The organism is Bradyrhizobium sp. BR13661 (genome assembly GCF_029892425.1).
In the GTDB taxonomy this organism is placed as follows: Bacteria; Pseudomonadota; Alphaproteobacteria; order Rhizobiales; family Xanthobacteraceae; genus Bradyrhizobium.
In genome coordinates, this window is record NZ_JARXWB010000026.1 from 49,087 (window position 1) to 67,451 (window position 18,365).

At 64.1% G+C, this 18,365-nt stretch carries 20 protein-coding genes; 10 read left to right on the forward strand and 10 right to left on the reverse strand.

What is annotated here, in order from left to right; translation table 11 throughout:
- Positions 1–101 precede the first annotated feature (101 nt).
- The 3 genes from M2427_RS31670 to M2427_RS31680 form a co-directional block, all read right to left on the reverse strand.
- Positions 102–1,964 (reverse strand): ABC-F family ATP-binding cassette domain-containing protein, encoded by a 1,863-nt coding sequence (locus M2427_RS31670; protein ID WP_280710732.1) that lies wholly within the window; start codon positions 1,962–1,964, stop codon positions 102–104.
- 56 nt (positions 1,965–2,020) lie between these two features.
- Complete coding sequence (locus M2427_RS31675) at positions 2,021–2,200, reverse strand: hypothetical protein (RefSeq protein ID WP_280710733.1); 180 nt, start codon at positions 2,198–2,200, stop codon at positions 2,021–2,023.
- 225 nt (positions 2,201–2,425) lie between these two features.
- Positions 2,426–2,692: a sulfur globule protein precursor gene (locus M2427_RS31680; RefSeq protein ID WP_280710734.1), complete on the reverse strand. Its 267-nt coding sequence runs from the start codon at positions 2,690–2,692 to the stop codon at positions 2,426–2,428.
- A 310-nt stretch (positions 2,693–3,002) separates the two neighbouring features.
- On the opposite strand from M2427_RS31680, the gene ndk reads away from it, so the two are divergent.
- Positions 3,003–3,425, forward strand: a complete 423-nt coding sequence (gene ndk, locus M2427_RS31685) for a nucleoside-diphosphate kinase (protein WP_280710735.1) — start codon at positions 3,003–3,005, stop codon at positions 3,423–3,425.
- Between the two features lie 33 nt (positions 3,426–3,458).
- Positions 3,459–4,316, forward strand: a complete 858-nt coding sequence (locus M2427_RS31690; RefSeq protein WP_280710736.1) for a TerC family protein — start codon at positions 3,459–3,461, stop codon at positions 4,314–4,316.
- 103 nt (positions 4,317–4,419) lie between these two features.
- Here the strand turns inward: M2427_RS31690 and ppx are convergent, their stop codons facing one another.
- From ppx to M2427_RS31710, 4 genes are all read right to left on the reverse strand, one after another.
- Complete coding sequence (ppx, locus tag M2427_RS31695) at positions 4,420–5,922, reverse strand: exopolyphosphatase (protein WP_280710737.1); 1,503 nt, start codon at positions 5,920–5,922, stop codon at positions 4,420–4,422.
- A gap of 15 nt (positions 5,923–5,937) precedes the next feature.
- Positions 5,938–8,127, reverse strand: a complete 2,190-nt coding sequence (locus M2427_RS31700) for an RNA degradosome polyphosphate kinase (RefSeq protein WP_280710798.1) — start codon at positions 8,125–8,127, stop codon at positions 5,938–5,940.
- Positions 8,128–8,259: 132 nt separating this feature from the next.
- Entirely contained in the window at positions 8,260–8,937 is a 678-nt protein-coding gene (locus tag M2427_RS31705; RefSeq protein ID WP_280710799.1) for a DnaA/Hda family protein, read from the reverse strand.
- Positions 8,938–9,095: 158 nt separating this feature from the next.
- Positions 9,096–9,638, reverse strand: coding sequence for a CDP-alcohol phosphatidyltransferase family protein (locus tag M2427_RS31710; RefSeq protein WP_280710738.1), 543 nt, complete (start codon positions 9,636–9,638; stop codon positions 9,096–9,098).
- Between the two features lie 154 nt (positions 9,639–9,792).
- On the opposite strand from M2427_RS31710, the gene purM reads away from it, so the two are divergent.
- A complete protein-coding gene (purM, locus tag M2427_RS31715) occupies positions 9,793–10,866 on the forward strand; it encodes a phosphoribosylformylglycinamidine cyclo-ligase (RefSeq protein WP_280710739.1) in 1,074 nt (357 codons plus the stop codon).
- Complete coding sequence (purN, locus tag M2427_RS31720; RefSeq protein ID WP_280710740.1) at positions 10,866–11,519, forward strand: phosphoribosylglycinamide formyltransferase; 654 nt, start codon at positions 10,866–10,868, stop codon at positions 11,517–11,519. Before purM ends, purN begins: the two co-directional genes overlap by 1 nt.
- 15 nt (positions 11,520–11,534) lie before the next feature.
- On the opposite strand, the gene M2427_RS31725 is transcribed toward purN, so the two are convergent.
- Together M2427_RS31725 and M2427_RS31730 are read right to left on the reverse strand one after the other, a co-directional pair.
- Complete coding sequence (locus M2427_RS31725) at positions 11,535–11,876, reverse strand: DUF6678 family protein (protein WP_280710741.1); 342 nt, start codon at positions 11,874–11,876, stop codon at positions 11,535–11,537.
- Positions 11,877–11,953: 77 nt separating this feature from the next.
- Positions 11,954–12,160, reverse strand: coding sequence for a cold-shock protein (locus M2427_RS31730; protein ID WP_007591938.1), 207 nt, complete (start codon positions 12,158–12,160; stop codon positions 11,954–11,956).
- Between the two features lie 376 nt (positions 12,161–12,536).
- On the opposite strand from M2427_RS31730, the gene M2427_RS31735 reads away from it, so the two are divergent.
- Positions 12,537–13,697 (forward strand): autotransporter outer membrane beta-barrel domain-containing protein, encoded by a 1,161-nt coding sequence (locus M2427_RS31735; RefSeq protein ID WP_280710742.1) that lies wholly within the window; start codon positions 12,537–12,539, stop codon positions 13,695–13,697.
- Positions 13,698–13,704: 7 nt separating this feature from the next.
- Here M2427_RS31735 and M2427_RS31740 read toward each other — a convergent pair whose 3' ends face one another.
- Positions 13,705–14,745, reverse strand: coding sequence for a LysR family transcriptional regulator (locus M2427_RS31740; protein WP_280710743.1), 1,041 nt, complete (start codon positions 14,743–14,745; stop codon positions 13,705–13,707).
- 71 nt (positions 14,746–14,816) lie between these two features.
- Here M2427_RS31740 and M2427_RS31745 point away from each other — a divergent pair, with 71 nt between their 5' ends.
- The 5 genes from M2427_RS31745 to M2427_RS31765 all read left to right on the forward strand — a co-directional run bounded on the left by M2427_RS31745 (position 14,817) and on the right by M2427_RS31765 (position 18,363).
- Complete coding sequence (locus M2427_RS31745; protein ID WP_280710744.1) at positions 14,817–15,434, forward strand: hypothetical protein; 618 nt, start codon at positions 14,817–14,819, stop codon at positions 15,432–15,434.
- Complete coding sequence (locus M2427_RS31750; RefSeq protein ID WP_188096077.1) at positions 15,421–16,041, forward strand: GNAT family N-acetyltransferase; 621 nt, start codon at positions 15,421–15,423, stop codon at positions 16,039–16,041. Before M2427_RS31745 ends, M2427_RS31750 begins: the two co-directional genes overlap by 14 nt.
- 25 nt (positions 16,042–16,066) lie before the next feature.
- Complete coding sequence (locus M2427_RS31755; protein WP_280710745.1) at positions 16,067–16,621, forward strand: isochorismatase family protein; 555 nt, start codon at positions 16,067–16,069, stop codon at positions 16,619–16,621.
- Between the two features lie 34 nt (positions 16,622–16,655).
- Positions 16,656–16,823 (forward strand): hypothetical protein, encoded by a 168-nt coding sequence (locus M2427_RS31760; RefSeq protein WP_280710746.1) that lies wholly within the window; start codon positions 16,656–16,658, stop codon positions 16,821–16,823.
- Positions 16,824–16,980: 157 nt separating this feature from the next.
- Positions 16,981–18,363 carry an aspartate aminotransferase family protein gene (locus tag M2427_RS31765; RefSeq protein WP_280710747.1) on the forward strand — a complete coding sequence of 461 codons (1,383 nt, stop codon included), beginning with the start codon at positions 16,981–16,983 and terminating at the stop codon, positions 18,361–18,363.
- Positions 18,364–18,365 lie beyond the last annotated feature (2 nt).

The following is an 18,365-nucleotide window of genomic DNA, read 5'->3' on the forward strand; positions in this document are numbered from 1 at the left end:
GGCGAGTTATTCAAGCTATTTCAATTGGCTGCGACGTTTGGCCGACGCGCGGCCGGAGGTGCCCCGGCTACTGTGCATGGGGTTGTTTTGCAGTTCTTGAATCAGCCCGCCGCCTCGTCGAACTGCGTGCTCGCCTCGAGCCATTGCTCCTCCGCGCGCGCCAGTGCATCAGCCGCATTCGCTCGCGCCTTTGACAGTTGCGCGGCCTGCTTTGGATCCCGTGTGAAAATGTCGGGGAGGGCCAGCGCGGTGTCGATCTTGGCGATGATGTCGGTGACCCTCGCGATCTCGCTTTCAGCTTCCGCGATGCGCTTCTTGAGCGAGCCGCGATTGTCCGACTTCGGACGCTGCGGCTTTTCGATTTGAGCGCTGCGCTCGCGTGGGGCGGGTTCGGCGTTGCGTGAGGACAGCACCAGGCGGCGGTACTCGTCGAGGTCGCCATCGTAATTGGTCACGGTGCGGTCGGCGACGATCCAGAGCTGGTCGGCGCAGGCCTCGATCAGATAGCGGTCATGCGAGACCATGATGATCGCGCCGGGAAACTCGTTGATGGCTTCCGCCAGTGCTGCGCGGCTGTCGATGTCGAGATGGTTGGTCGGCTCGTCCAGGATGATCATGTTCGGGCCGAAGAAGGTCGCAAGCCCCAACAGCAGCCGCGCCTTCTCGCCGCCCGAGAGTTTGCCTGCCTTGGTGTCGGCCGCCTTGCCGGAAAAGCCGATCGCGCCGGCGCGGGCGCGCACTTTCGCTTCGGGCGCATCGCCCATCAGCTTGCGGACGTGATCGTAGGCGGAGGCGTCCTCGTTCAGCTCGTCGAGCTGGTGCTGCGCGAAATAGGCGATCGACAGCTTGTCGGCCCGCGTGACCTTGCCGGAGAAGGGCGCGAGGCGTCCGGCGAGCAGCTTGACGAGGGTCGATTTGCCATTGCCGTTGGCACCTAACAGCGCGATGCGGTCGTCATTGTCGATGCGCAGCGTCACGCGGCTGAGCACCGGCGTTGCCGGATCGTAGCCGACGGAGGCATTGTCGACGGCGATGATCGGCGGCGACAGCAGTTTCTCCGGCGCCGGAAAGGTGATCTCGCGCACGTCCTCGGTGACGAGCGCGGTGATCGGCTTGAGCCGCTCCAGCATTTTCACGCGGGACTGGGCCTGGCGCGCCTTGGACGCCTTGGCCTTGAAGCGATCGACGAAGGCCTGCAGGCGGGCGCGCTCGGCCTCCTGCCGCTTGACGGCTTTGGCATCGAGCAGCTCGCGCGCGGCACGCTGCTCCTCGAAGGAGGAGTAGGTGCCCTTGTAGAGCGTGAGCTTGCCGCGCTCCAGGTGCAGGATCTGGTCGACCGAGCTCTCCAGCAGGTCGCGGTCGTGGCTGATCACGATCACCGTGCGCGGATAATGCGCGAGGTGGTCCTCCAGCCACAGCGTGCCCTCGAGGTCGAGATAGTTGGTGGGCTCGTCAAGCAGCAACAAATCGGGCGCCGCGAAGAGCGTAGCGGCGAGCGCGACGCGCATGCGCCAGCCGCCGGAAAATTCGGCACAGGGGCGCAGCTGGTCGGCGGCGGAGAAACCGAGGCCGGAGAGGATCGCGGCCGCGCGCGCGGGCGCGGAGTGCGCATCGATGTCGACGAGCCGGGTCTGGATCTCCGCGATCCGGTGCGGATCGGTCGCGCTCTCAGCTTCGTGAAGCAGCGCGTCGCGCTCGAGATCGGCCTTGAGCACGACCGAGATCAGGCTTTCGGGCCCGTTCGGCGCTTCCTGCGCCAGGCTGCCGACGCGCCAGCGGGGCGGCAGCGTCACCGCGCCGTGCTCGGCCGAAAGCTCGCCGCGGATCACCTTGAACAGCGTCGATTTGCCGGTGCCGTTGCGTCCGACCATGCCGACGCGCGAGCCGGGCGTGATCTGCACGGAGCTATTGTCGATCAGAAGGCGTCCGGCGAGGCGGATGGTGAGGTCGGTGATGGTGAGCATGCGGCCTTGTCACCGCAGCCGGAGCCAAACGCAACCCGTTTTTCTGTGACCGTGCGTCAGTGCGCGCTGCCGTCGCGGTCGAGCTTCCTCAGCTCCTTGACCAGCTCCTCGAGATGCGTCGGGAGCCGGGGCTCGGGACGAAGGCTCTGCTGAAGCCGTTCGCCCACGGCATCGCAAATCGAGCGGCTGGTGCGCCGGTCGATCTGTTCGCTGTCATCGGCGAAAAGGCCAGTCATTGGCAGGTTCCGTGTGTTCAAAGTAACGACACGGTACCAAGTCATTGGCCCCCAGAATGGTTTCGCCAGGCGTTGGGAACGGCCGGGATTCTAGTAAAAATTGTATGAATTTGTCGTGTCTGCCCAAATGCAAGGCCCCGGTGGGGGGAACACCGGGGCCTCTCTTGGAAGGTACTGCAGGGGGGGGAACAGTACCTCGGGTAACCAAGGAATGTGCTGTCGCGCTCAGTAGCAGCGGTTGACCAGCCGCCAGCGCGGTCCCCAGGGGGTCGGGACCAGCCGGCGCACATAGCAGCCGCCATAACCGTAACCGTAAGCGACGGGAGCGGCGTAGAAGCGCGGTCCGCCCCAGCCCCAGCCGCCGTGATGCCAGCCGCCACCGCCGTGCCAGCCCCAACCGCCGCCATGCCAGTGAGCGGAGGCCGAGGTGGGGGCCAGCGCGGCACCCAGGGCGACCGCGGCGACTGCAGCGAGCGTAAGTTTCCTCAACATGATGATCTCCTCAAAACTGCCGGCGCGGGGCTATCGCGTCGATGGAAAGGCCGCCGAAACGGTCCGCCTCGGAGGAAGGCTTTGGTTTCGATGGAGCTGACGTTACGCCAGCCTGGCTGAACCAAACCCTGACAAGCCCTTCAGATTGGGTTCATCTGGGTGAAATCGTTGTAATCCATGCTGGAATCCGCCCCCCAACCTGCGGCGAAGCGCCCTTCGGGGCGATCCGGCCCTCGCTTGCCGGATCGCGAAGGCGCCGATATAAGCCCCGCAACTCCGAACCACCCTTTTTCTCTTCAAGGACAAGATCATGGCCATTGAACGCACTTTCTCGATCATCAAGCCCGACGCCACCGCCCGTAACCTGACTGGCGCCGTGAACGCCGTGATCGAGAAGGCGGGCCTGCGCATCGTCGCGCAGAAGCGCATCCGCATGACCAAGGAACAGGCCGAGACCTTCTATGCTGTGCACAAGGCCCGTCCGTTCTTCGGCGAACTGGTCGAGTTCATGACCTCGGGCCCGGTCGTGGTCCAGGTCCTGGAAGGCGAGAACGCGATCGCCAAGTACCGCGACGCCATGGGCGCGACCGACCCGTCGAAGGCCGCCGAGGGCACCATCCGCAAGCTCTACGCCAAGTCCATCGGCGAGAACTCGGCTCATGGTTCGGATGCTCCTGAGACCGCCGCGATCGAGATCGCGCAGTTCTTCTCGGGCAACGAGATCGTCGGTTAATAGCCGACAGGTCAAGTCGACAGGGGACACATTGTGAACTGGCTTGGGCAGATCTTCGATCCCGCCACGATCGGGGCATTCCTCACCCAGTTTCGCAATGAGATGGCCGAACCGACCTTCTGGATCGCGGTCGGCAAGATCATCTGGATCAACGTCCTTTTGTCCGGCGACAACGCGCTGGTGATTGCGCTGGCCTGCCGTGGCCTGAAGCCGCGGCACCGGCTATGGGGGATGGTGCTGGGCGCCGGCGCCGCGGTGCTGCTGCGGATCATCTTCACCGGCATCGTCGCGAGCCTGATGGCTCTGCCGTACCTCAAGCTGGTCGGTGGCCTTGCGCTGATCGTGATCGCGGCAAAGCTGGTGGTGCCTGACAACGAGGAGGGGGACGTCGAGTCCGCCTCGCATCTGTGGCAGGCGGTCCAGATCGTCGTCGTCGCCGACATCGTGATGAGTCTGGACAACGTCATCGCGGTGGCTGCCGCCGCCAATGGCAGCGCGCCGCTGCTGGTCCTCGGCCTTGCCATCTCGGTGCCGCTGATCGTTGCGGGCGCGGCGCTGATCATGGCGCTGCTCGCAAAGCTGCCGATCCTGGTCTGGGCCGGTGCGGCGCTGCTCGGCTGGATCGCCGGCGAGGTGATCGCGACCGATCCTGGGGTAGAGCCGAAGCTGCATTCGATCTCCGAAGGTCCGTTCGGCGCCTCCCTGGACAAGATGCTCGGCAGCCTGCACATCCCGCCGCAATTCGCCCATGGCGGGGCTGGTGCTGAATATGTATGCGCGGCACTTGGCGTCGTCGTCGTGCTGGTGGTCGGCTCGATCTGGCGCCGGCGCAGCATGCTTGCCGCCGCGCTCCAAGCCTCCGAGCAGCACGCCAAGGCGTCGGCGGAGTAATTCCTAGAGCTTCGCTTCTGATCGAATCAGAACCGAAGCTCTAGATTCTTGTCTTGACGCGTTTCCTTCACGCGAACCGGTATCCACTTCGCTCGAAAACGCTCTAGCGCCGCACGATCGAGCCGGAACGCCCGATCAGGCGGGCGAGCTGCTTGAAGCGGCTGCCGACCCGGTCGGCGACGAGATCGCCGAGCCTGTGCTCGAACACCAGCATCAGATTGCGCCCCCGGCTGCGGAAATGCGTGGCAGGCAGGACGCCCGGGCGCGCCGCCGAGATCAGATGCGCGACACGGAATGCCGCACCGAGCAGGCGGGCACGTTCGAGCTGCGCCGGCGTCAGCAATTCCTGTATCGTCAGCGGCGGCTGGTTCTCTTCGCTCAAGCCCGCATAGCGATAGAACACCGACAGTCCGACGAAGGCGCGCTCGCGGTGGTCGATCGCACCGAAATTGGCGTTGACCACGAGGCTCAGCGTCTGCTCGCCGCGATGATCAGGGTGGACGCGCCAGCCGATATCCGAGAGCAGACAGGCGGTGTGACGCAGGCGGCGGTCCTCCTCGGTCTCGCGCAGCTTCACCACGCGTGCGAGACGATCGGTCCAGGCCATCAGCTCGCGTGCATGCTTGGCCGAGCGCGAGAGCAGCTGGTTCAACTCTTCGGCCGCGCAGATCAGCCCGTCCTTGTGGCGCTCGGTCTCCGGCAGCTTCTCGTGCAGCAGGCCTTCGCGCACGCCGAAGGTCGAGAACACGATGGTCTTCGGCTGCGCGACGCGAATGATGTGCTCGAGCACGAGCGCTGCATAGGTGAGGAGCGGGCGCCGCGCGTCGGCGACGACTTCGATGTCGGCGAGCATGTCGACGGCGGCGAGGCGCCGCAGGCGGCGGGCAAAATCGAGCGCCTCGGCCGCGGGGATCGAATAGCCGTGCATCACCTGGAGCGGATAGCCGCTCTGGATGATGTGAATGCGTGCGAGCGCGCGCCAGGTGCCGCCAACCGCGTAGAAGGTGCGGCCGCGGCCGGTGGCAAGCTGCGGAACCGCGTCGATCGCCTCGCGCACGATGCGGTCTGCGCGCTTGAGCGATTTATGCGCGAGGTCCTGCAGCGCGAGGCCGCCGAGCGGCAGCGTCACGCCGCTGCGCACGCTGTTGCCGCGCACGTCGATCAGTTCGAGCGAGCCGCCGCCGAGATCGCCGACGATGCCGTCGGGCCGGTGAATGCCCGAGATCACGCCGAGCGCCGACAGTTTTGCTTCGCGCGGTCCGGACAGGATCTCGATCTTCACGGCGCAGATGCGCTCGGCTTTCGCGATGAAGTCGGGGCCGTTGGAGGCGTCGCGGCAGGCGGCGGTCGCAATCGCGAATACGCGGCCGACCTGCATCACGCGGCACAGCGCGCGAAAGCGCTTCAGCGAGGTGAGAGCCTTGTCGACAGCGTCAGGGGCGAGCAGGCCCGTGCTCTGCACCTCGCGCCCGAGGCCGCACAGCGTCTTCTCGTTGAAGATCGGAATGAGGCTCCGTGCCAGCGCCTCGTAGACGACGAGACGGACGGAGTTGGAGCCGATGTCGATGACCGCGACGCTAGCGCCACGCTTGCGCGGCCGTTTCACGGCAAGGATCTCCGGTCAGGACTGATGGCGTTCGTTTCGGCGCGTGAGACGGCGCGGCGAGGATTCCTTGAGCGACTTTCCACGGCCAGACAGACTCGGATTTGTCATGAAGTAGTTGTGCACGTTGAAAGGCTCCTCGCCTTTCGCGGCCTTCATACGCGTTGAGGACCCGTCCGGCAACAATTGCCAGCTCTGCTCATTGTCCTTGAGATTCGCGACCATGATCTGTTCGAGAACCTGCTGATGCACCGTGGGATTTTGCAGCGGACACAGCACTTCGACACGGCGGTCGAGGTTGCGCGGCATCATATCGGCCGACGAGATATACACAGCCGCTTTCGCGCTCGGCAGGCCCTGGCCCATACCGAAGCAGTAGATTCGCCCGTGTTCCAGGAATCGTCCGATGATCGACTTGACGCGGATGTTCTCCGACAGGCCGGGAATGCCGGGGCGGAGGCAGCAGATACCGCGCACCACCAGCTCGACCTGTACGCCAGCCTGTGACGCTTCATAGAGCGCATCGATGATATCGGGGTCGACAAGCGCATTCATCTTCATCCAGACCGCGCCGGGCTTGCCGTGACGGGCGTGCTCGGTCTCGCCCTGGATGTGCTCGATGATGCGCTTGCGCAAGGTCAGCGGCGACACCGCCATCTTTTCCAGATCGCTCGGTGCGGCATAGCCCGTGATGAAGTTGAACACACGCGCGGCGTCGCGGCCGATGGTCGGCTCCGAGGTGAAATAGGAGAGGTCCGTATAGATACGCGCGGTGACCGGGTGATAATTGCCGGTGCCGGTATGGACGTAGGTAGTGAGGCTGCCGCCCTCGCGGCGCACCACCATCGAGAGCTTTGCGTGTGTCTTCAGTTCGAGGAAGCCGTAAACGACCTGCACGCCGGCGCGTTCGAGGTCGCGCGCCCAGCGGATGTTGGCTTCTTCGTCGAAGCGCGCCTTCAGCTCGATCAGCGCGGTGACGGATTTGCCGGCCTCGGCCGCTTCGGCAAGCGTGCGCACGATCGGGGAGTTGTTGGAGGTGCGGTAGAGCGTCTGCTTGATCGCGACGACGTCGGGATCGCGCGCCGCCTGTTGCAGGAACTGCACCACCACGTCGAAGGATTCGTAGGGGTGATGGACGATCAGGTCTTTCTGCCTGATGGCGGCGAAGATATCCCCGCCATGCTCGCGCACGCGCTCGGGATGGCGCGGCACGTAAGGGGTGAATTCGAGGTCGGGCCGGTCGAGCCGGGTAAGCTGCGAGAGCTCATTCATCGCAAGCACGCCGTCGACCAGGAAGACTTCGTCGTCGGCAGCCGACAGCGCGTGCTGTACGAAGCTGCGCAGCTGCTCCGGCATCTTGGCGTCGATCTCGAGCCGGATCACCGATCCGCGGCGGCGGCGCTTCAGCGCGGTCTCGAACAGGCGGACGAGGTCTTCGGCCTCTTCCTCGATTTCGAGCTCGGAGTCGCGGATGATGCGGAAGGCGCCCTGGCCGTGGAGACTGTAGCCGGGGAACAGGCGGTTGATGAACAGGCCGGTTGCTTGCTCCAGCGAGATCAGGCGGACCTTGCCCTCGGCCGGCAGGCGGATGAAGCGATCGATCTTGCCGGGCATGCGGATCAGCGCATTCATCGGCTTGCCGTCGGCCTCGCGCGTGAGCTGAAGCGCGATGGTGAAGCCGAGGCTCGGGATGAACGGGAAGGGGTGGGCCGGATCGATCGCCAACGGCGTCAGCAGCGGGAACACGTTGTTGAGGAAATAATCCTCGAGCCAGGTCCGCTCCGCCTTGGTGACGTCCTTGCCGTCGACCAGCACGATGCCGACGCCGGCGAGCGTGCCACGCAAATCGCCCCAGATCGCCTGCTGATCGCTGGCGAGCTGGGAGACGGTGCGGTTGATCAACGCGAGCTGCTCCGAGGGCGTCAGGCCGTCCGGCGCGCGTTCGGCAATGCCCTCGCGCACCTGTGCCTTGATGCCGGCAACGCGGACCATGAAGAACTCGTCGAGGTTATTTGCCGAAATCGACAGGAAGCGCACCCGCTCCAGCACCGGATGGTTGGTGTTGACCGATTCCTCCAGGACGCGGCGGTTGAAGTGCAGCCAGGACAGCTCACGATTGATGAATCGCTCGGGGCTCGAGGCGATCGCCGGCAGACCCTCGGTCTCTGTGGCTTTCTCTTTACTTTCAACAGCTTGCACGGAGTCCATGAGAAGTCGGTCCATCCAGTTCGCCCCAATTTGCGACTTATGCGCAAAATCGGCCGGAGCATGTGTTAATGCGATGACGTTTCGATGACATTCATGTTCCACCACCGCCCCGCGTCAAGCGGAGCGTGAGGATCAGGCATCGCGAAGCAGCTCTGCGGCGAGCGCCCGGGTAACGGGGCGGCCGAGCCGCAGCGCCTCGCTGTCGAGCTGCTCCACCGCGCGGCGGGCGGCGGCTGACGAGCGCTCCAGCCGGGTTGCGAGGTAGCTGACCACGCTTTCATCGACGTTGAGCTGGCGGTCGGCGCAGAACTTGACGATCAGGCCGCGGAACAGCTGGTCGTCCGGCTGGGCGAGCGAGATCACGGGAATGGTCCGAAGCCGCGAGCGCAGGTCGCGGAGTTCGACCTCGATCGCAGCCGGCGCCTCGCGGCCGGTGAACAGCACATAAGCCCCGTCCTCGCGGGCGAGGTTCATCAGGTGGAAGAGGGCGCGCTCGTCAAAATCGCCCGCCTTGAGATCCTCGACCACCAATGCGCCGGTTGCGAGCGCGCCAGGGACGTCGGCTGCGGTCAGCGCATTGGCGGTGGTCGAGCGGGCGCCGGCCTCCTCGGCCCAGATCGCGGCCAGATGGCTCTTGCCGGAGCCTTCGGGGCCGGCGAGCCACATGATCCGGTTCGGCCATTCCGGCCAGCCGTCGACCAGGGCGAGACCGGCGGCATTGGCAGGGCCCTCCAGGAAATTGTCCCGGCTGAGGCTCTCCGCATGCGGAAGCGAAAATGCCAATTGTCGGGGGTGAACGCGGCCTGCCACGCTTGCTTTGCTCCGTGCCGGCGCGCCGGCCTTGTCTGAAGACATTCGATTTATTCGATCGAGACTTGTTATGCGATCGGGACTTGGCCTTTTGCGGGGCCGTCTCCCGGTTCATTTGGCTTCGATCGTGCAACTTGGCTTCAGCAACTTGGCTTCAGCTACTTGGCTTCAATAGTACTCATGTGCCGCAGCCACTCGACCAGGTAGAGCGACACGGAAGACAGGGTGAACACGGTGACGAGGCCCATCAGAATTATATCATAGGGCGCCGGCTTGAAGCCGAAGGCGAGGGCGGCCAGCACCAGCGCCGCATAGGCGACCTGGGCCGCTGTGTTTAGCTTGGATACCTTCGAGGGCCTCATCTTGACCGGCTTGTCGAACAGCCAGGACACGATCACCGCGGTGACGATCATGATGTCGCGGGAGACCACCAGGATCACGATCCAGCGCGGGATATCGCCCCAGATGCCGAGCGACAGGTAGATCGACACCAGCAGCGCCTTGTCGGCCAGCGGATCGAGCAGGGCGCCGAGCTCGCTGGTCATGTTGAAGCGCTTGGCCAGGAAGCCGTCGACGGCGTCGCTGATGCCTGCGATCAGGAAGACGGCGAACGCCACCTCCATTTGGCTCGATACGATGGCCCAGACGATGATCGGGACCAGCATGATGCGGCCCAGGGTAATGATGTTCGGAATACTCACGCGGCGCTTCCCGGCACCCGGCCTGACCTTGAAACCCGGCCCTTTGGGGGCTGAACCGGTTGATATCTACATAGTATAGGCAGGCGCGCCACGCTTGCCATTGCGCGTCCCCGGAATTCGACGTAACCAGCCGCAAACCCACTGGAAATCGGGCATGACCCTCCGCAAAAACGGCCTCACTTACGCCGATTCAGGCGTTGATATCGACGCCGGCAACCGCCTGGTCGACCTGATCAAGCCGATGGTGCGCGCCACCGCACGGCCCGGGGCAGACGCCGAGATCGGCGGCTTTGGCGGGCTGTTCGACCTCAAGGCGGCCGGCTTCAAGGACCCCGTCCTGGTTGCGGCCACGGATGGCGTCGGAACCAAGGTCAAGATCGCGATCGAGACCGGCCTGCATGGCGGGATCGGCATCGACCTCGTTGCCATGAGCGTCAACGACCTCGTCGTGCAGGGCGCCGAGCCGCTGTTCTTCCTGGACTATTTCGCCTGCGGCAAGCTTGATCCGGAGGCCACCGCCTCGATCGTCGCCGGCGTTGCCGAAGGTTGCCGGGAATCCGGCTGCGCCCTGATCGGCGGCGAGACCGCCGAGATGCCCGGCCTCTATAAGGACGGCGACTACGACCTTGGTGGCTTTGCCGTCGGCGCCGCCGAGCGTGGCACGCTGCTGCCGCGCAAGGACATCGCCGCGGGCGACGCGGTGATTGGCCTTGCCTCATCCGGGGTGCATTCCAACGGCTTCTCGCTGGTGCGCAAGATCGTGGAACAGTCCGGCCTCGGCTTTGAGGCGCAGGCGCCGTTCGCGCCGGTCATGACACTCGGTGGCGCGCTGCTGACGCCGACGCGGCTCTACGTCAAATCGTGCCTGCGCGCGATCCGCGAGACCGGCGCGGTGAAGGGCCTCGCCCACATTACCGGCGGCGGCTTCACCGATAACATTCCGCGCGTGCTGCCTGATCATCTCGGCGTCGGCATTGACCTCGCGCGCCTGCCGGTTTTGCCGGTGTTCAAATGGTTGGCGGCGCAAGCCGGCATCGCCGAGCTCGAAATGCTCAGGACCTTCAACTGCGGTATCGGCATGGTTGCGATTGTCGAGCCCGACAAGGTCGATGAGGTCGCGCGGGTCTTCACCGACGCCGGCGAGACCGTCGCGCAGCTTGGCACCGTGATACCGGCCGAGGGCGAACATCGCGTTGTCTATAACGGCCAGCTCGACCTGGCGCTGTGATGAAGCGCCGCGTCGCCATCCTGATCTCCGGCCGCGGTTCCAACATGTCCGCGCTGATCAAGGCAGCCACCGCGCCGGATTTCCCGGCGGAGATTTCGCTCGTCATCTCGAACAAGGCCGACGCATTCGGGCTCGAACGAGCCAAGGCGGCTGGCGTGACCACGCTGGTGATCGAAAGCAAGCCGTTCGGCAAGGATCGCGCCGGCTTCGAGAAAGTGCTGCAAGACGCGCTCGACCAGCACGGCATCGAGCTGATCTGTCTCGGCGGCTTCATGCGCCTGTTCACCGCGGAATTCGCGAGGGCTTGGTACGGGCGGATGCTCAACATCCACCCGTCGCTGCTGCCGTCATTCCCGGGCCTGGATCCGCACGGCCAGGCTTTGCGCGCCGGTGTGAAACTGTCTGGTGCGACAGTGCATTTCGTGATCCCCGAGACCGATGCGGGCCCGATCGTGATGCAGGGCGCGGTGCCGGTCAGCGATCACGACACGGCGGAGACGCTGTCGGAGCGCATCCTCGAAGTCGAGCACCGCATCTATCCCGCGGCGCTGAGCCTGCTTGCGAACGGCAAGGTCAAGATCGAGGGCGACGTCTGCACGACGGCGGGCAGCGGGAGCCTGGAGAACTATCTGGTCTCGCCGGTGCTGTCGTAGGCCCAAGCCGAGGATTCACTCAAGGTAGTCCGCGGCTTCACCGTTGCGAAGATAACCATAGATGCGGAAACCCTCGGCGGTCTCCTCGCCTGCAAATCGGATGCGCTTCAGGATTGCTCGGACGACATCACGCCGTAAGGCCTCCTTTGCCGACAATTCGACCCATTCGATCCGGTCCCAGCCGATTTCCAGCCAATGGTAGAACCATTCGCCATCCCACTGGTCGACCTGGGAGCATTCCAAGCTCTTGCACCGAAACTTGGGACGAACAGCATTATCTAGGTCGAGCATCGCGGCCCGCAGTTCGCGCCATTTCGTGTCATTAGCGGCTGAGTAATAGTTGGACTGCTCGGCCAAGCGTTCCCCCCAAACAAAATCCCCCGGCAGAGCCGGGGGCCAACGTCATGTTCTCTCGCGCTGAGCTTTGAGAGAAATCAGGAGACCTTGAGGTTTTCCGCGGACGCTTTGCCGCGGTTCTCCACGAGGTCGTATTCAACCACCTGGTTCTCGTTGAGGGTCGAGAGTCCGGCACGCTCGACGGCCGAGATGTGGACGAACACGTCCTTATCGCTGCCGTTCGGCTTGATGAACCCATAACCCTTGGTCGGGTTGAACCATTTGACGGTGCCCTTTTGTGGCATCGTTAGTCTCCTCCGCTAGATACTAAAAAGACGCGGCCGCTTTTCGCGCGCCACGTCACAAACGGGCTTCCGGAAGTCTGTTCGAGTCTTGAGTCTGTCGCGAAACGCACAGCCGAGCGGCCAATTCCGATTGTGTACGATATTCCAACACGAAAATCGCGCGGTAGCAAGCCGCGTACGAATTTCAAGATCAGGCCGGAGATATTCCGCTGCTATTTGCGACCTGTGGCATTGGAACCACAGCCCGCCGCAATCGCCTGCGCGATAGCGTGTCAAACGGTTGACCCTCTGTGGCAGTTCGGCACAAATCGTCGCACTTGCTCGCTGTGCGTGGTGTATTTTTGCGGGCTGCCTTTTTTCTTCAGGATGTGTCGTCATGCGCTGCGCCTCGCAGCCCACCGGGATACGGCAGACCATCGGGCTGGACCGCGTCCACCGGATCGTGACTGCGATTGCCATGACACTCGCAATCGTCATGATGATGCCGGCGACATCAGGCTTTGCGCAGACCCCGACGCCGGCTGCGTCTCCGAGGCCCAGGCCGTCGCCGACCCCGACCCCGAGCCCGAGCCCGACATCGACCAACGTCGACCAATCGGCTGGCAACGGCACGCTCAACCTCGGCTCGAATTTTCTCGAGCGGCTGGGCAACCAGGCCTCGAGCGGCATAAACCGGGCATCACGCACCAACGCTGGTGGCGGCGGCGCGTCGGAGAGCGCAGAGGATCCCCGCTATCGCACCTGGTACGAGGGCTATGGCATCTCGGTCCGGACCGATGCGCAGGGCGACTTCGTCGGCGACAAGCGGAAGACCTTCGGGGGCGTTGCCGGCTTCGGTGCGCGGATCGTGCCTGACGTCAATCTCGGTTTCTCGGTCGATCAGAGCCATACCGACGTCGACGTGCCACTCGCGCTGCAATCGGCGACGCTCGATCTGACCCAGATCGGCTTCAACGGCTCCGTCGACAAGGGACCTTGGACCTGGGCCTTCGCTCTGGTGCACGGTTTCGGCAAGGTGCATTCCAGCCGTGACACCGGCTTTGGCCTGGCGGTCGCGGGCTATCACGCCACGGTCGACGGCGCGCTGACCGAGATCAGCTATTACTGGACCAAGGACCAGATGCGTATCGTGCCCAAGGGGGCGCTCGAATATGTGCGCGCCACCAGCGCTTCATTCCAGGAGGCCGGCGGACTCGATCCGCTCAACGTCGGCTCGAGCGCGCTCTCTCGCGCGCGTGTCATGATCGGCGCCGAGGTCGGGCGCTATTTCATCTTCGACCAGAAGATCCTGGACCTCTCGGCCTACGGCAAGTTCGTCGACAATTTTTATCAGGATCTGGGCGCGGTCCAGGTCAGCCTGGGGGCCCAGAATATCATCGTCCCCGGCATCGGCGAGAGCCGCTATGGCATGGACGCCGGCGCCTCGGCGTCGCTCAGCCTGACCAACACCGCGCGGCTCTACGTCAATTACGACGGCAAGTTCCGCAACGAGCTGACCTCGCACCAGGGCACGGTCGGTTTCGAATATCGGTGGTGACGCCCACTTACGTCGGCGTCGCCGCAACGTAGCCGGACAATCCAAAGCCCTCGCGTGCGGCCGTCATCATCGGCACAAGCGCGTTCGGATGGATGAATTCGTCGCGGAAGCAGGGATAGGTCTTGGGATCGAAGATCTTCTTCAGCCAGTCGACCACGATCTTGTGCCGCTCGGAGGCGCGGAACTCCTTGTGATAGGTGAGCCAGAGATCGGCGTGGTGGCTGACGCCGAGGTCGACGGCGACAAGCGGCGCACCGAGCGCGATCGATACCGTCGGCAGGAAGCCGATGCCGGCGCCGCGCTCGACCGCATAGAGCACGCCCACGGACGAGTTGGTCTTGATCCCGACGATGCCTTCGAGCGACTTGAGCCCCAGGATGCGCGCATAGGCGCTGTCGTCGACCTGCGGCGCACTCTGCTTGACGATGCGATGGTTCGGCAATTCGGCAAGCGTGGCAGGCACGCCGTAGAGGTTTGCATAGTCCCTGGCGACGAACGGATAGATGTGCAGCCGGCCGAGCTTGGCGACGATGAGGTCGGGATTGGTCGGCGGCTCGAGCTGGATCGCGATGTCGGATTCCAGCCGTGCGACGTCGGCCTGCTCCATCGCGCAACGCAGGTCGACGGTGATCTTGCGATAGGTTTTCTGGAAGTCGATCAGCCGCGGCAGGATCCAGAAATTGCCGGGACCTTCCGTCACCGCGACGCGCACCGTGCCTGTCGTGTCGCTGGACGTGCGCGATGCGCGACGGAAGACGTTGAAGGCGTGACGCTCCATATGCGCGACGTCGGCAATCATCGCGGTGCCTTCGTCGCTGAGCGTGAGCCCGCTCTGGTCACGCAGGAAAAGCTTGCAACCGATACTCTCCTCGAGCCGGTCGATCCGGCGCATCAATGTGGTGGAGGTGAGCCCGAGCTCCTCGGCCGCGTTGCGAAAACTTTTAAATTTTGCGCAAGCTAAAAACAGCTTCAAATCGTCCCAGGACGCATTTAGCGGATCTTCATGGTGCTGCATCATTGCAGCACCCCGGTGCAATACTTGCTGCATACTCCTGATCTCCAGCCGCTAAGCTTCTGCTCGTAACGGCGTACAAAACTCCTGAATGGTAGAGGGACGACATGAGTATGGAAAGGGGCTCGTTTGCCGCAAGGCATGATTTCGACGCCTTGCCGCTGAGCCCCGACGTGGATGTCCGTTGCGCGCAATTTTCCGAAATCGCCGCGCTTTCGGAGATGGCGCACCGGCTGGTGCCGGGAGTGCAGATCGGAGCAACCGAGCTTGCGAACTATCTCGCCTTCGATCCCGAGAGCATCCTGACTTTCGCACGGAAAGGCCATCTGCTCGGCGGCATGGCCTTCCTGTTTCTCAACGAGCGCGGGCATGATGCATTGCTGCTCGACGATATCTGCCTGACCGCGCCCGAGAGGCACTATCTCGCTTCTGCCAATGATGACGTCGCAGCCATCTACATCTGGGCGATCGCAACGACTGGCCGCGGTATTGCCGGTCTTGGCAAGGCTGCGGCTCATTTGCGGCAGATAAGATTTCGCGGCGCGGATTGCTACGCGCAGCCGTCAACCGTGGCCGGACGCGAGATCATGAGGGCAACGGGATTTGTGCCCGTTTCGAGCTTCCAGCCCGACCTCTGGTGCTACGAGCGCCCATGGCATCGGCAGCCCATGCGCATGCCGGGTGCGATCATCCAAGCAAGGAGTTACGCAGATGCACGGCACTAGGATTCCCCTCGCCAAGCCCGACTCCCGCGCCATCACCATCCGCCTTGCGCGCAATCCGAGTGACCTCATGCTGGTCACGGCGATTCGCTCGGCGGTCTATCTTGCCGAGCAGGATTGCCCGTTTGACGAGGAGTTCGACGGCAACGACATGGTTGCCGCACATTTCATTGGCTACATCGGCAACGAGCCGGCGGGATGTCTGCGCGTGCGCTTCTTCGGCGACTTCGCCAAGGTGGAGCGGCTCGCGGTGCGTCACCAATATCGGCGCTCGCGCCTCTCGTTCAAGCTGGTGCAGGCGAGCATCGACTTCGTGAAGCGCAAGGGGTTCCGCAAGATCTATGGCCAGGCCCAGGATCGGCTGGTCGATTTCTGGGCTCATTTCGGCGCCAAGCCGCTCGGCCATAACCGCAAGATCACCTTCTCGGATTTCTCCTACACGGAAATGCTGCTGGAGATCGAACCGGGGCCGGACGCCATCACGCTGGACAGCGATCCCTACGTGATCATCCGTCCAGAGGGCGACTGGGACCGTCCGGGCGTGCTCGATGCCTCGTCGGGGCGGGCGGTGACATCGCCGCTTCGGGACCTCGCACTCGCTGACCGCTGAAACGAGTGCAGGTCCGCGCAAGAAAATGCCGGTCTCCGTCAACGACGATCCGCTGGTGCTGGTCTGCGCGGACCTCCAGGTCGAATATCTGCCCGCCGGGGGGTGTCACGACGGCGACGCCGCCATGATGCGCTGCCTGGAGCTGCTCGCGGTGTGGCGCAATCGTCGCTGGCCGGTGATGCATTTCAAGCGCATCGCGCAGGCAGCCTGGTTCAATCCGTCATCCAGGTTGACCGATTGGATCCCGGAGGCGAAGCCACAGCCGGGCGAGATGACGTTCGAGCATCCGTTGCCGTCGGCCTACAGCTCGTCGCGGTTTGCGGACCATATGTCGAGCATCCGCAATGTGCGCTGCGTGGTGGCAGGCTTTTCCCTCGACGAGACCATTATCGCCACTGTCGTCGATGGGTTTCACCGGAGCCATCGCTACCAGGTCGTCGGCGATGCCGTGGCCTGCCGGCAGCCGGCCACGGGCGACGTGGCCGACTACAAGCCGTCGGTGATGAATGTCATCGCCAATTTTGCTACACTTCGGTCCAGCGCCGAACTGATCAGGGCCAGTGGCGCCATCGCGGTCTGAGCAAACGCGGTCGGCGGATGGACGGGGTGAGACATTGTCTCGGGAGGACGAACTCAAGGAGCTGGCGAGCGACCTCTCGCGCGCCGTCGAGACGGCGCGCAGGGTCGGCTTGCCCACGACTGTCTATTTGCTCTCGATGGCGCTGGTCGAGGTGAGGGAAGCCGCCGCCGACCAGGACGGGAATAACAACGGGGCGGCCTGAGCACCATCTTGTGTGCGGCTTTGTGCAACGCTGCCGAGCGCTTGTTGCCGACGAATTAGCGTTGCAAGTTCGGTCCCGTCGCAATAGCCAAGTAGCTCGATGATAGAACGGCGACGCTGGCCGCGCCGGCGACGTGATGACTCAAGGGATCCCGCAAATGTCCATGCTGCCCAATTCGCAAGAAGCCCGGGATGTGGCCTACCAGCTCCATGCCTACACCAACGCCCGCGCGCATCAGCAGGCTGGTCCTCTGGTGATCGAGCGCGGCGAGGGGCCCTACGTCTTTGACGCGTCGGGCAAGCGCTATTTCGAGGCGATGGCGGGTCTGTGGAGCGTCGGGCTCGGCTTCAACGAGAAGCGGCTGGTCGAGGCTGCGCACAAGCAGATGCAGGCGCTGCCGTTCTATCACACGTTCTCGGCCAAGTCGCATGGGCCCTCGATCGACCTCGCCGAGAAGCTGGTCGCGCTCGCGCCTGTGCCGATGAGCAAGGTGTTCTTCACCAATTCCGGCTCGGAAGCCAACGACACCGTCCTCAAGCTGATTGCCTATCGCTCGAACTCGCTGGGCCAGCCCCAGAAAAAGAAGATCATCAGCCGCATGCGCGCCTATCACGGCGTCACCATCGCATCCGCAAGCCTCACTGGCTTGCCGAACAATCATCGCTCGTTCGACCTGCCGCTGCCGAACATCCTGCACACGGGCTCGCCGCACTTCTACAAGGACGGCGCGCCCGGCGAGACCGAGGAGGCGTTCGCGACGCGCCGGGCCGAGGAGCTCGACGCGTTGATCCAGAAGGAAGGACCCGACACGATCGCGGCCTTCTTCGGCGAGCCGGTCATGGGCGCGGGCGGCGTCATCGTGCCGCCGGCGACCTATTGGGACCAGATCCAGGCGGTCCTGAAGAAATACGACATCCTGCTGATCGCCGACGAGGTGATCTGCGGGTTCGGCCGCACCGGCAAGATGTTCGGCTGCGAAACTTACGGCATCAAGCCCGATGCGATGGTGGTCTCCAAGCAGATCACCTCGAGCTATTTCCCGCTGTCGGCGATCATCATGAACGACCGCATGTTCGAGCCGATTGCGGACGAGAGCAACAAGATCGGCGTGCTCGGCCACGGCTTCACCGCCGGCGGTCATCCGGTGGGCTCGGCAGTCGCGCTGGAAAACCTCAAGATCATCGAGGAGCGTGGCCTCGTCGCGCATGCCGCCGAGCTCGGCGGCTACATGCAGGGCCGCTTGCGCGAACTCACCAGCCATCCGCTGGTCGGCGAGGTTCGCGGCGTCGGCATGATCGCAGCGCTCGAGCTTGTGCTCGACAAGGGCCGCAAGACTGCGGCCGCGACGCCCGGTGCGGTCGGCGGCATGGCCAGCCGCATGCTGCAGGAGCGCGGCGTGATCGCGCGCAACATGCTCGACGCCATCGCCATCTGCCCGCCGCTGATCGTGACTAAGGCTCAGGTCGACGAGCTGGTCGCGGCGATTACGGGCGTGCTTGATGACATGAAGCCTGAGGTCGCGAAGCTGCCGCAGGCGTAGGG

Coding starts and splice junctions, on each gene's coding strand:
- M2427_RS31670 (WP_280710732.1), bottom strand. CDS start 1,964: ATGCTCACCATCACCGACCTCACCATCCGCCTCGCCGGACGCCTTCTG.
- M2427_RS31675 (WP_280710733.1), bottom strand. CDS start 2,200: ATGACTGGCCTTTTCGCCGATGACAGCGAACAGATCGACCGGCGCACC.
- M2427_RS31680 (WP_280710734.1), bottom strand. CDS start 2,692: ATGTTGAGGAAACTTACGCTCGCTGCAGTCGCCGCGGTCGCCCTGGGT.
- ndk (WP_280710735.1), top strand. CDS start 3,003: ATGGCCATTGAACGCACTTTCTCGATCATCAAGCCCGACGCCACCGCC.
- M2427_RS31700 (WP_280710798.1), bottom strand. CDS start 8,127: ATGGACTCCGTGCAAGCTGTTGAAAGTAAAGAGAAAGCCACAGAGACC.
- purM (WP_280710739.1), top strand. CDS start 9,793: ATGACCCTCCGCAAAAACGGCCTCACTTACGCCGATTCAGGCGTTGAT.
- purN (WP_280710740.1), top strand. CDS start 10,866: ATGAAGCGCCGCGTCGCCATCCTGATCTCCGGCCGCGGTTCCAACATG.
- M2427_RS31730 (WP_007591938.1), bottom strand. CDS start 12,160: ATGCCACAAAAGGGCACCGTCAAATGGTTCAACCCGACCAAGGGTTAT.
- M2427_RS31735 (WP_280710742.1), top strand. CDS start 12,537: ATGCGCTGCGCCTCGCAGCCCACCGGGATACGGCAGACCATCGGGCTG.
- M2427_RS31740 (WP_280710743.1), bottom strand. CDS start 14,745: ATGCAGCAAGTATTGCACCGGGGTGCTGCAATGATGCAGCACCATGAA.
- M2427_RS31745 (WP_280710744.1), top strand. CDS start 14,817: ATGAGTATGGAAAGGGGCTCGTTTGCCGCAAGGCATGATTTCGACGCC.
- M2427_RS31750 (WP_188096077.1), top strand. CDS start 15,421: ATGCACGGCACTAGGATTCCCCTCGCCAAGCCCGACTCCCGCGCCATC.
- M2427_RS31755 (WP_280710745.1), top strand. CDS start 16,067: ATGCCGGTCTCCGTCAACGACGATCCGCTGGTGCTGGTCTGCGCGGAC.
- M2427_RS31765 (WP_280710747.1), top strand. CDS start 16,981: ATGTCCATGCTGCCCAATTCGCAAGAAGCCCGGGATGTGGCCTACCAG.